General features: G+C 70.5%; 12 protein-coding genes. 10 read left to right on the forward strand and 2 right to left on the reverse strand.

Annotation, left to right across the window (positions count from 1 at the left end; translation table 11 throughout):
• The first annotated feature begins 72 nt into the window (after positions 1–72).
• The 3 genes from acnA (at position 73) to ACXR8F_RS11220 (ending at position 5,519) form a co-directional block, all read left to right on the forward strand.
• The gene (acnA, locus tag ACXR8F_RS11210; protein ID WP_458800462.1) at positions 73–2,850 is read left to right on the forward strand and encodes an aconitate hydratase AcnA; all 2,778 of its coding nucleotides are present in this window, start codon (positions 73–75) and stop codon (positions 2,848–2,850) included.
• A gap of 105 nt (positions 2,851–2,955) precedes the next feature.
• Positions 2,956–4,101 carry a peptidase C39 family protein gene (locus tag ACXR8F_RS11215; RefSeq protein WP_458800463.1) on the forward strand — a complete coding sequence of 382 codons (1,146 nt, stop codon included), beginning with the start codon at positions 2,956–2,958 and terminating at the stop codon, positions 4,099–4,101.
• Positions 4,102–4,220: 119 nt separating this feature from the next.
• A complete protein-coding gene (locus tag ACXR8F_RS11220; RefSeq protein ID WP_458800464.1) occupies positions 4,221–5,519 on the forward strand; it encodes a peptidase C39 family protein in 1,299 nt (432 codons plus the stop codon).
• Between the two features lie 3 nt (positions 5,520–5,522).
• Here the strand turns inward: ACXR8F_RS11220 and ACXR8F_RS11225 are convergent, their stop codons facing one another.
• Positions 5,523–6,299, reverse strand: a complete 777-nt coding sequence (locus ACXR8F_RS11225) for a VOC family protein (RefSeq protein WP_458800466.1) — start codon at positions 6,297–6,299, stop codon at positions 5,523–5,525.
• Positions 6,300–6,330: 31 nt separating this feature from the next.
• On the opposite strand from ACXR8F_RS11225, the gene ACXR8F_RS11230 reads away from it, so the two are divergent.
• The 7 genes from ACXR8F_RS11230 to ACXR8F_RS11260 all read left to right on the forward strand — a co-directional run bounded on the left by ACXR8F_RS11230 (position 6,331) and on the right by ACXR8F_RS11260 (position 11,305).
• Positions 6,331–6,708 carry a hypothetical protein gene (locus tag ACXR8F_RS11230; protein ID WP_458800468.1) on the forward strand — a complete coding sequence of 126 codons (378 nt, stop codon included), beginning with the start codon at positions 6,331–6,333 and terminating at the stop codon, positions 6,706–6,708.
• A gap of 44 nt (positions 6,709–6,752) precedes the next feature.
• The gene (locus tag ACXR8F_RS11235) at positions 6,753–7,088 is read left to right on the forward strand and encodes an ArsR/SmtB family transcription factor (protein WP_458800470.1); all 336 of its coding nucleotides are present in this window, start codon (positions 6,753–6,755) and stop codon (positions 7,086–7,088) included.
• On the forward strand, positions 7,085–7,387 hold the full coding sequence (locus ACXR8F_RS11240) for an SRPBCC family protein (protein WP_458800471.1): 303 nt from the start codon (positions 7,085–7,087) through the stop codon (positions 7,385–7,387). The genes ACXR8F_RS11235 and ACXR8F_RS11240 overlap by 4 nt, the downstream gene beginning before the upstream one ends.
• A 245-nt stretch (positions 7,388–7,632) precedes the next feature.
• Positions 7,633–8,010 (forward strand): CoA-binding protein, encoded by a 378-nt coding sequence (locus tag ACXR8F_RS11245; RefSeq protein WP_458800473.1) that lies wholly within the window; start codon positions 7,633–7,635, stop codon positions 8,008–8,010.
• A 108-nt stretch (positions 8,011–8,118) separates the two neighbouring features.
• Positions 8,119–9,987 carry a 1-deoxy-D-xylulose-5-phosphate synthase gene (dxs, locus tag ACXR8F_RS11250; RefSeq protein WP_045192491.1) on the forward strand — a complete coding sequence of 623 codons (1,869 nt, stop codon included), beginning with the start codon at positions 8,119–8,121 and terminating at the stop codon, positions 9,985–9,987.
• A 63-nt stretch (positions 9,988–10,050) separates the two neighbouring features.
• Positions 10,051–10,641 carry a GNAT family protein gene (locus ACXR8F_RS11255; RefSeq protein WP_458800476.1) on the forward strand — a complete coding sequence of 197 codons (591 nt, stop codon included), beginning with the start codon at positions 10,051–10,053 and terminating at the stop codon, positions 10,639–10,641.
• A 253-nt stretch (positions 10,642–10,894) separates the two neighbouring features.
• Complete coding sequence (locus tag ACXR8F_RS11260; protein WP_458800477.1) at positions 10,895–11,305, forward strand: VOC family protein; 411 nt, start codon at positions 10,895–10,897, stop codon at positions 11,303–11,305.
• Positions 11,306–11,460: 155 nt separating this feature from the next.
• Here the strand turns inward: ACXR8F_RS11260 and ACXR8F_RS11265 are convergent.
• Positions 11,461–11,804: HNH endonuclease signature motif containing protein (locus ACXR8F_RS11265; RefSeq protein ID WP_458800479.1), on the reverse strand; the 344-nt coding region annotated here is incomplete at its 5' end.

Raw genomic sequence — 11,804 nt, forward strand, 5'->3', positions numbered from 1 at the left:
GTGGTTAGATATATCTTGACGTCAAGATAAATCGAGCACCGTGACATCTTCAGTTGCTGGAAGGAGCCCGTCGTGGGCAGTGTTGACAGCTTCAAGGCCAAGGGGACCCTCGAGGTCGGTGGCCAGTCCTACGAGATCTACCGCCTCGCAGGCGTGGAGGGGCACGAGACGCTGCCCTACAGCCTCAAGGTCCTCCTCGAGAACCTGCTGCGCACCGAGGACGGTGCGAACATCACCGCCGACCACATCCGCGCGCTCGGCTCGTGGGACGAGAACGCCGAGCCCGACACGGAGATCCAGTTCACGCCCGCGCGCGTGATCATGCAGGACTTCACCGGCGTCCCCTGCGTCGTCGACCTCGCCACGATGCGCGAGGCCGTCGCCGACCTCGGGGGCGACCCGGCCAAGATCAACCCGCTCGCCCCCGCCGAGCTCGTCATCGACCACTCGGTCATCATCGACGTCTTCGGTCGAGCCGACGCCTTCGAGCGCAACGTCGAGATCGAGTACCAGCGCAACCGCGAGCGCTACCAGTTCCTGCGCTGGGGCCAGACCGCCTTCGACGACTTCAAGGTCGTCCCGCCGGGCACCGGCATCGTCCACCAGGTCAACATCGAGCACCTCGCCCGCACCGTCATGGTGCGTGACGGCGTCGCCTACCCCGACACCTGCGTCGGCACCGACTCGCACACGACGATGGTCAACGGCCTCGGCGTGCTCGGCTGGGGCGTCGGCGGCATCGAGGCCGAGGCGGCCATGCTCGGCCAGCCCGTCTCGATGCTCATCCCGCGCGTCGTCGGCTTCAAGCTGAGCGGCTCGATCCCCGTCGCAGCCACCGCCACCGACGTGGTCCTCACCATCACCGAGATGCTGCGCAAGCACGGCGTGGTGGGCAAGTTCGTCGAGTTCTACGGCGAGGGTGTCTCGCAGGTGCCGCTCGCCAACCGCGCCACCATCGGCAACATGAGCCCCGAGTTCGGCTCGACGTGCGCGATCTTCCCGATCGACGAGGTCACCCTCGACTACCTGCGCCTCACCGGCCGCTCCGACGAGAGCGTCGCCCTCGTCGAGGCGTACGCCAAGGAGCAGGGCATGTGGCTCAAGGCGGGCCCGGACCAGCCGGAGGCCCGCTACAGCGAGTACCTCGAGCTCGACCTGTCCACGGTCGTCCCGTCGATCGCCGGCCCGAAGCGTCCGCAGGACCGCATCGCCCTGACCGACGCCAAGGAGTCCTTCCGCAAGGTGCTGCCCACCTACGTCGCGCACGACGAGGGCGACGCCGGCGAGGCCGAGTCCTTCCCGGCCAGCGACCCGGGCATCGACGACGGCGGGGAGAAGCCGGCCGACGGAGCGACCAACGGGCGCCCGTCGAAGAAGGTGGCCGTCAAGGACGCCGACGGGCGAGAGTTCGAGATCGACCACGGCATCGTGTCGATCGCCTCGATCACGAGCTGCACCAACACCTCGAACCCGTCGGTCATGATGGCGGCGGCGATGCTCGCCAAGAACGCCGTCGAGAAGGGCCTCACGGTCGCCCCGTGGGTCAAGACGTCGATGGCGCCCGGCTCCAAGGTCGTCACGGGCTACTACGACAAGGCCGGCATGTGGCCCTACCTCGAGAAGCTCGGCTTCCACCTCGTCGGCTACGGCTGCACGACGTGCATCGGCAACTCGGGCCCGCTCAACGACGAGATCTCGGCGGCGATCAACGAGCACGACCTCGCCGTCACCTCGGTCCTGTCGGGCAACCGCAACTTCGAGGGTCGCATCAACCCCGACGTCAAGATGAACTACCTCGCGAGCCCGCCGCTCGTCATCGCGTACGCCCTCGCCGGCACCATGGACTTCGACTTCGACTCCGAGCCGCTCGGCCAGGACACCGACGGCAACGACGTCTTCCTGGAGGACATCTGGCCGGCCCCGGCCGACGTCGAGGAGACGATCGCGGCGAGCATCAACCAGCAGATGTTCACCGACGACTACGCCGACGTCTTCGCGGGCGACGAGCGCTGGAAGTCACTGCCCACCCCCGAGGGTGACACCTTCGCCTGGGACGCCGAGTCGACCTACGTGCGCAAGCCCCCGTACTTCGACGGCATGTCGATGGAGACGACGCCCGTCGCCGACATCGAGGGCGCCCGCGTGCTCGCCAAGCTCGGCGACTCGGTCACGACCGACCACATCAGCCCCGCCGGCGCCATCAAGAACGACAGCCCCGCCGGCAAGTACCTCGCCGAGCACGGCATCGAGCGCAAGGACTTCAACTCCTACGGCTCGCGCCGCGGCAACCACGAGGTCATGATCCGTGGCACGTTCGCGAACATCCGCCTGAAGAACCTGCTCCTCGACGGCGTCGAGGGCGGCTTCACGCGCGACTTCACCAAGGGCGGTGAGCAGACGACGATCTACGACGCCGCCCAGAGCTACGCCGCGGCCGGCACGCCGCTCGTCATCCTGTCGGGCAAGGAGTACGGCTCGGGCAGCTCACGCGACTGGGCAGCCAAGGGCACGAGCCTGCTCGGCGTGAAGGCCGTCATCGCCGAGAGCTACGAGCGCATCCACCGCTCCAACCTCATCGGAATGGGCGTCATCCCGCTGCAGTACCCGGCTGGGCAGAACGCCGACTCGCTCGGCCTCGACGGCACCGAGACCTTCACGATCACCGGCATCACGGCCCTCAACGAGGGCTCGACGCCGAAGACGGTCAAGGTCGTCGCGACGAAGGACGGACAGGAGTCGAGTGCCGTCACCTTCGATGCGGTCGTGCGCATCGACACCCCCGGTGAGGCCGACTACTACCGCAACGGCGGCATCCTGCAGTACGTGCTGCGTTCGCTCGTCGCGAGCTGACGTACCCTGCCGTCCGACGGGCCCGGTCTCCGCACGCGCGGGGCCGGGCCCGTCGCCGTCGGCCCCGACGCGCCGCCGCGTCCGGCCGGATGGCATGCTCGTCCGGTGAGCGAGCGACACGCAGTCCTGACCGTGTGGGAGTCGGGCTTCGACTGGAGCCCTGCAGCCGACCTCACCTACGCGGATACCCACGTCGACGGTGCCCCTGAGGTCACGTACTCTGCGCGCACCTGGGAGTCGCCGGTCGTCGAGCTGCCTTTCGCCGCAACGGAGCTCATTCCTTCCTGGAACGCGCGCACGCCGCGCGGCACCTGGCTCCACGTCGAGGGACGGGTGGCCGACGACTCCGGGTGGACGCCGTGGTTCACCTTCGCGCGCTGGGCCGACGACGACCCGGCGGGGGAGTCGCCGATCACGCGCACGACGGTGCGCGGACAGCACCTCGAGGCGGGCCAGGTCTCCACCGACACGTGGCTCTCGGCGCCGGGTCGAGGTTTCGACCGCTGGCAGCTGCGCCTGACCGCGCTGGCCGGTCGAGCGGCGGAGGCGGCAGAGGTCCGGCTGGTGGCCGGGGCGGCGCAGCGCATGTGCATCGCCGCCGACGAGCCGACGAGCGAACCCGGGGTCGGCCGCGGGCACGAGGTCCCCGTGCCGCCGCGCTCGCAGCGGTTGCACGTCGACACCTTCCCCGACTGGGACCGGGGCGGCCAGTCCTGGTGCTCGCCGACTTCCACGACCATGCTGCTCGAGCACTGGGGGGCGGCGCCCACCGCCGAGGAGGTTTCGTGGGTCGGGCACGACACCGACCCCGAGGTCGTCCACGGCGTGCGCCGGGTCTTCGACCGGGCGTACGGCGGTGCGGGCAACTGGGCGTTCAACGCGGCATACGCCGGGGCCCGTGGGCTCCGGGCGTACGTCACCCGGCTGCGCGACCTCACCGAGGCCGAGGCCTTCGTCGCGGCCGGAGTGCCGCTCGTCGTCTCGGTGACCTTCCGGGAGGACGAGCTCGACGGTGCGGGCTACGACACGAACGGCCACCTGCTCACCATCGTCGGCTTCACCGCGGACGGCGACGTCGTCTCCAACGACCCGAACTCCGGCCGGATCGCCAGCAACGACGAGGTGCGCCGGGTCTACCGCCGCGACCAGTTCGAGCGCGTCTGGCTCGGCGACAACGGCGGGCTCGCCTACGTCGTGCACCCACCCGAGGTTGTCCTGCCGCCCGCTCCGTCCGAGGCGAACTGGGCCTGACACGTCATTTTCCTGCGCGGAATGTCCTGAATGCGAGATCTTCCTCCGCGAAGCCCCCACGGCGGACGCCGCGAGTGTTGACTGGCCCACGCGATCCCCCCTCTCCCGGAAGGTGTGCCATGCCCAGTCGGTCGTCCGTGTCCGTCACCCCGTTCCAGCCCAGCCGCCGTGCGCTGCTCACGACAGCCGCGGCCGGTGCCGCCCTCGCCTCCGTCGGGGGAGTGGTGGGCGCTCCCCGGGCCCGGGCGGCGGCCAAGAATGCCGGGTCCGCACGGCACGTCGCCTACCGCTCGTGGTCGGGCGCCGAGCTCGTCTTCGGGCCGTTCGACCGCACGGTCGAGCACGTCGACCCGCACGCCACCTCGACGACCCCGGTGCTCTACGACGTCGCGACGTGGACCTCGCCGGTGGTGGTTCCGGGTTTCGCGCTCACCGAGCTGGTCGCGTCGTGGAACGCGTCGACGCCGGGCGGCTCCTGGGTCGAGATCAGGGTGCGCGGCACGAGCGGCGGGATCGTGACGAAGGACTACGTGCTCGGCCAGTGGGCCGCCAAGGACCCCGCCGACGGCGGCGGCATCCACCGCACCTCTGTCTCGGGACAGGGCGACACCGTCGCCACCGTCTACACCGACACCCTTGCCACACGGAGCGGATACGCCCTCAGCGACTGGCAGCTCGAGGTGCGGCTGCTGCGGCCGCACGGCACCATCGACACGCCGTCGGTCTCCAGCGTCGGCGCCTTCGCCTCGGCGCTGCCCGACGAGAAGAAGGTCGCGCGCAGCGCGAACGGTCCTGCGTGCGGCACCGTGCTCGACGTGCCCGCGTACTCCCAGGAGGTGCACGTCGGGCACTACCCGCAGTGGGACAACGGCGGTGAGGCGTGGTGCTCGCCCACCTCGACGTCGATGGTCGTCGACTACTGGGGTGCGGGGCCGTCCGTGGCCGAGACCGGCTGGGTCGACCCGCCCGTCGACGCACAGGTGGACTTCACCGCACGCAACGTCTTCGACTACACGTACGACGGCGCGGGCAACTGGCCCTTCAACACGGCGTACGCGGCCACGCGAGGCGACCTCACCGGTTTCGTCACGCGCCTGCGCAGCCTCGCCGAGGCGGAGCTGTTCATCGCCGCAGGCATCCCGCTCGTCGCTTCGGTGTCGTTCAAGAAGGGCGAGCTCTCGGGCGCCGGCTACGGCACGAACGGCCACCTCATGGTCATCGTCGGCTTCACCCCCGACGGTGACGTCGTCTGCAACGACCCGGCGTCGCACCTCGTCGCGAGCAACGACCAGGTGCGGGTGACCTACGACCGTGAGCAGTTCGAGAACGTGTGGGTGCCGCACAGCGGCGGCATCGTCTACGTCATCCGCCCGGCCGGCCGGGCGCTCCCGCAGGCCCCTGCGGAGGCGAACTGGTAGCCGTCACGGGACCCGGTCGGTGACGCAGTACAGGGCGCCGGCCGGGTCGCGCAGCGTCGTCCAGCCGCCGCCGTGGTCGGCGATGACCACCGCGCCCAGGAGCTCGTGTCGCGACACCTCGGTGGGGCGGTCGTCGCAGGCGAGGTCGAGGTGACCGGTCACGGTCACCGACTCGGCGTCGAGGCGCTGCAACAGCAGGCGCAGCGGGACGTGGTCGGGGCGAGCAAGATGACGGAACTCCTTGCGGCTCGGTGACGTCCGCTGAGGCCATCCGGTCAGCATCGACCAGAAGGCGCACTCACCCTCGTACGCGTCGGGTGGGATGTCGAGGCACACCTGGTCGACGATGCTCGCGTGCTCGTGCTCGTGCTCGTGCGCGTGCGCGTGCGGCCAGCGGGTGGGCCCGGGGCGCGTGGCGAGCTGCTCGTGGACGAAGCAGAACGTGAACCCGCCGGGGGAGCGCAGGACGACGTATGCGTCGGGCTCGCGGTGCACGACCGTGGCGCCGAGGGACTCGGAACGAGCGGCTGCGTCCGTGGCCGATGCGACATGCAGGTCGAGGTGCACCGACGGGCCCGTCGGGGTGCCACCACCGGCACCGGTGCGCTGGAGCTTGAGGAAGGGATCGCCGTCCGGGGGGACGAGCGTCGCGAACTCGCCTTCGTCGCCACGCGGCGGCGAGACGGCATACCCCGTGACCCCCGCCCAGAAGCGCGAGCCCGCCTCGTGGACCTGGGGCGGCAGGTCGAGGAAGGCAGTCACCCAGCTGACCGTCGTCATGGCCGAAGAGTAGGACAGGCACACTGGAACCATGCCCACGCCGACCGGACACACCCCGCCCGGGTGGCCGCACGGCGTCCCCCCGGCGCACACGCCGGGGTGGGAGGACCGGGCCGTCCTCTGGATGCTCGACCAGTGCCCACCCGACTACCGCTCGTATGCCGGCTGGCGGCGCCACCCCATCGCGCTCGCCTGGCTGACCGGCCGGCACGTCGACGGCCAGGTGGTGGCGATGCGCGACGCCTGGCGCGAGGCGCGGGTGGCCATCGGACCGCACGTGCCCGCCGAGGCGCTCACCGAGATCCTCGGGCAGATCGAGGCGGAGGGCATCCGCCTCATGGCGGCGTCCCGGTCGGTCAAGCTGCTCCACGAGGCGCTGCAGGGCAAGGTCTTCGCCCCGCGCCTCTAGCCGCAACCGTTGAACAATTGCCAAAACGGTGAAATATTGCCGGGATGCGCAATGAAGCAGCGGGGCGGTTCGCCGCCCTGGCCGACCCGGTCCGACTGTCCACGGTGGAGGCGCTGGCCCACGGCCCCCGGGCTGCTGGCGACCTCGCCCGGCTGGCCGAGGTCTCCCCGTCCGTGATGAGCCGCCACCTTCGCACCCTGCAGGAGGCAGGGCTCGTCGTCGACCAGCGAGACCCCGAGGACGCGCGGCGCCGCATCTTCTCGCTCCACGGCGACGGTCTCGTCGCCGCGCGGGCCTGGATGGACCAGGTGCAGGCGCTATGGGGTGAGCAGCTGGCTGCGTTCAAGGCGCACCTCGGGGCGGGCGACCTGCACTCATGACCGCGCGGCCGGAGGCGCGAGCGACGGTGCAGGTGTCGGTGCCGCCCGTCCGCGCGTTCGAGGCGTTCACGGCCGAGATCTCGTCGTGGTGGGTGCCCGGGCCGATCAACTACTTCGACGCGGGCCGCAGCCCGACGATGCACGTCGAGCCCGGGGTCGGTGGTCGAGTGCTCGAGCGGTACGCGGACGGTGAGCTCGTCATCGCGCGGGTCACCGACTGGGAGCCCGGTCGGCGGGTCTGCTGGGAACGGCGTCGTCGACGACTCCCGCACCGTCGTGACGTTCGAGGCGATCGATGAGGACGGCCTCGCCGGGACCACGGTCGCCGTGCACCAGTACCTGCGCGAGGGAGGCGAACGCGCCTTCCTCTTCTGGCCCAACGTCATCGGCTGGCTCGTGCCGTGGTGCGCGACGGTTGCCGACCCAGAAGCTCCGCCCACGAGGGCGGGATCCCCCACCAGAGGAGCTGATCCGTCATGACCACACCTGCCGAGATCCTGCGCGCCGCCCAGACCGTGGTGCTCCACACCTGCCCTCGCAGGAGGTGCCCGACGAGCTGGTCGCTGCCGGCCTCGACGTCACCTACCAGGGAGGCCCCGACCCCGACGACCTCTACGTGACGAGGCTCGTCGACGGCCGGCCCGACACCCAGAAGGCCGGGACGCTGCCGCAGAGCGCCGACGTCATCTACAGCCACCGACCCATCGAGGAGATGCCGCGTCTGCTCGAGGAGGCGCAGGCGCTCGGGGCCCGCGTGCTGTGGCACCAGTCGGGTGTCGACGAGCACGGTGGCAAGGACCCCCGTGGGGTCCACCTCGACGACCAGGAGGCCGGAGAGCGCGCACGACTGGCGGCAGACGCCGGCGTGCAGCTCGTCACGGAGCCCTACATCGTCGACGCCGCCAGGGAGGCGCGGAAGTGATGGTCGTGTGACGGTCGTGACAGTGGTGTGCGTGCGCGTGTGGGAGGCCCGTCCCGTCGACCCGTAGACTCGATCGACTTCACCGAACACCCGAGAGGACGACGCAGCGTGGCCCTGCTGGAGACGATCACGAGCCCTGCAGCGCTCAAGGCGCTGCCGGCGACCCAGCTGCCCGCACTGGCTGAGGAGATCCGCACCTTCCTCGTCACCGAAGTGTCCAAGACGGGCGGCCACCTCGGCCCCAACCTCGGCGTCGTCGAGCTGACCATCGCCCTGCACCGCGTCTTCGACTCGCCGCGCGACACGATCGTCTTCGACACGGGTCACCAGTCCTACGTGCACAAGCTGCTGACCGGCAGGCACGACTTCAGCAAGCTGAAGAAGCAGGGCGGACTGTCCGGCTACCCCAGCCGCGCGGAGTCCGAGCACGACGTCGTCGAGAACTCGCACGCGTCCACGGCCCTGTCGTGGGCCGACGGCATCGCGAAGGGCCGCCGGCTGCGCGGTGAGACCGGAAGGCACACCGTCGCCGTCATCGGCGACGGTGCCCTCACCGGCGGCATGGCATGGGAGGCGATCAACAACATCGCGGTCGACAAGACGCTGCCCCTCACGATCGTCGTCAACGACAACGAGCGTTCGTACGCGCCCACCATCGGCGGTCTCGCCGACCACCTCGCCACCCTGCGCACCACTCGTGGCTACGAGCGCTTCCTCGACTGGGGCAAGCGGTCGCTCGCGAAGACCCCCGTGGTCGGTGGGGCCATGTTCGAGACGCTGCACGGCGTCAAGAAGGGCATCAAGGACATCGTCGCGCCGCAGGGCATGTTCGAGGACCTCGGCCTGAAGTACATCGGCCCGGTCGATGGGCACGACGAGCAGGCCGTCGAGCGGGCGCTGCGCAAGGCCAAGGACTTCGGCGGCCCGGTCATCGTCCACGTCATCACCCAGAAGGGGCGCGGCTACCAGCCCGCCATCGACGACGAGGCCGACCAGTTCCACGGCGTCGGCAAGTTCAACCCCGAGACGGGACTGCCCTTCGAGGTGTCGGGCCGCATCTGGACCGACGAGTTCAACGAAGAGATGGTGGCGATCGGGGCCGAGCGCCCCGACGTCGTCGCGCTCACCGCCGCGATGCTCATCCCCGTCGGGCTCGACGGCTTCGCCGCCGCCTACCCCGACCGCGTCTTCGACGTCGGCATCGCCGAGCAGCACGCGGTCACCATGGCCAGCGGGCTCGCGTACTCCGGTCTGCACCCGGTCGTGGCCGTCTACGCGACGTTCCTCAACCGCGCCTTCGACCAGCTGCTCATGGACTGCGCGCTGCACAAGGCCGGCGTCACCTTCATCCTCGACCGGGCCGGCGTGACCGGGAGCGACGGAGCCTCGCACAACGGCATGTGGGACATGACCCTCACCTCGATCGTGCCGGGCCTGCGCCTCGCGGCCCCGCGCGACGGCGAGCAGGTCAAGCGCCAGCTGCGCGAGGCCCTCGACGTCTCCGACGCCCCGACCGTGATCCGCTTCCCGAAGGGTGACGTCGCCGACCCGCTCACGGCCGTGCGCACCAGTGGCGACGTCGACGTGCTCTTCGAGAACTCCGGTAAGGACGTCGACCTGCTCGTCGTCGGTGTCGGCGCCTTCGCCTCCCTCGCGATCGAGGCCGGCGAGAAGGTGGCCGCGCACGGTCGCGACGTGCGCGTCGTGGACCCGCGCTGGGTGCTGCCCGTCAGCGACGACCTCGTCGAGCTCGCCCGCCACGCAGGCGCGGTCGCGGTCATCGAGGACAATCTCGTCAGCGGGGGCGTCGGCTCCGCCATCACCCTCGCCCTGGGCGCAGCCGGCGTCGACGCGCCGGTCCACACCTACGGCATACCGAAGCAGTTCCTCGACCACGCGTCCCGCGGCCAGATCCTCGAGGAGCTCGGCCTCACCGCCGACCAGGTCGTCGCCGACCTCGAGCCCCGACTGCGCTGACAGGAATTCACACCCCACCACCGTCGACCGTCTGCACACGCCTGGCGCGGGTTAGGGTGCCGCATGGCAGCCGAGTCGTCCTACACCGTCGTTCCACTCAGCCCCGAGACCTGGCCGGCGTTCGACGCGCTCGTGCAGCGCCACCACGGCATCTTCGGGGGTTGCTGGTGCATCTGGTTCCACCCCGACGGACCCGAACGCGGACAGGGCGCTGAGGCCAACCGGGCACTGAAGAAGGCCTACGTCGAGAAGGGTGGGGCCCACGCTGCCCTGGTGATGGACGGCGACGAGGCCATCGCGTGGGCCGAGTACGGCACTCCGGCGGAGCTGCCCACCCTCCACCACCTCAAGCAGTACGACGCGACGAAGACGGCAGACCCTGACTACCGGATCACCTGCGTCTTCGTCGACCGACGTCACCGGCGCCAGGGGGTGACGGAGCTGGCCATCAACGGCGCGCTCGACCTGATCGCCGAGGCCGGCGGCGGCCGGGTCGAGAGCTATCCCCACGACCTGACCGACCAGACCAAGAAGATGTCGTCGTCGTTCCTCTACAACGGCACCCGTCGGCTCTACGAGCGGCTCGGTTTCACCTACGACCGGCCCAAGGGCCTCAAGAACTGCGTCATGGTGAAAATCGTCGACCCCTCCTGAACGGGACCCGTGACGTGACGGCGTCATGCCGCACCCGAGATGTTTACGACTCGCCGCGACGGGCACGTACAAGCGTGCGACTACGCGACCACCACAAGGGGGACCTGCTCCTCACCGCCCTGACGGCGGCCGCCGGTGTGGCTGCCGCCGCGAACGAAGCAGCCCGCTGGGCAGCGCGCCGTCGTCGGTCTCGGCGTCGGTCGCCCGTCGGGGTCGATGAGCGAAGCGGCCTCGGTGCTGGGAAGATCGGCCGGTGCTGCGACTCACCGACTTCATCATCGACTGCCCCGACACGATGACGCTGGCCGCGTTCTACGCCCAGGTGACCGGGAGACCGGTCAAGGAGGGCAGCGACGAACACTGGGCCGGCATCCAGTTCGGCGACATCGAGCTGGCCTTCACCCGGGTGGAGGACTACCGCGCTCCGCAGTGGCCCGACGGTGCGCACCCCAAGCAGTTCCATCTCGACTTCGAGGTCGACGACGTCGACGGCGAAGAGCGCCGCATCCTCGCCTTGGGCGCGACCCGGCGGCAGGACTCCATCGGGGCCGACGGCTACGGCTGGCGCGTCTACACCGACCCCGTCGGCCACCCGTTCTGCCTCTGCCGCAACAAGGGCGTCACCTGGACCGACCAGGGCCCCGTCTGGCCCGAGCGCCGGTAGCGCCGCCCCGACGTGCAACGGCGAGGACATCGCGCCGTGAACCGCTCCGTCGTCTTCGGGAACGTGGGCCGGCCTGCGGCGGTAGGCGCCGGCCGGCGTCGCCGCGAGTCCTGTTCGCCGCCCTATCCGTCGCGCCCGCCGCACCGTGGCTCCGATCAGGTGGGGGTGAGGTCGACGAGGTGCAGGTGGAGGGTGCCGCCGGTGGGGGCGGGGTAGCGCCGTCCGAGGCGTGGGCGTGGGCGTGGTTCTCGTCTCGGTCGGGGTCTGGGTCTCGGTGGTGGTTGGGGTGGCCCGATGTGCAGGCCGTGCTGGGTGGTGAAGGTCAGGCCGTCGGGTCGGGTGGGGTCGCCGGTGATGGTGAGCTCGCCGCGGTGGTGTCCGTCGTGGTGGAAGGGGCACAGGGCGAGCAGGTTGGCCAGGTCGGTGGGTCCGCCGTCGCGCCAGTGGGTGAGGTGGTGGATCTCGAGGTGGCCGGTGGTGGCGGTGGGGCAGCCGGGGA

The organism is Terrabacter sp. AAH1, from assembly GCF_054456855.1.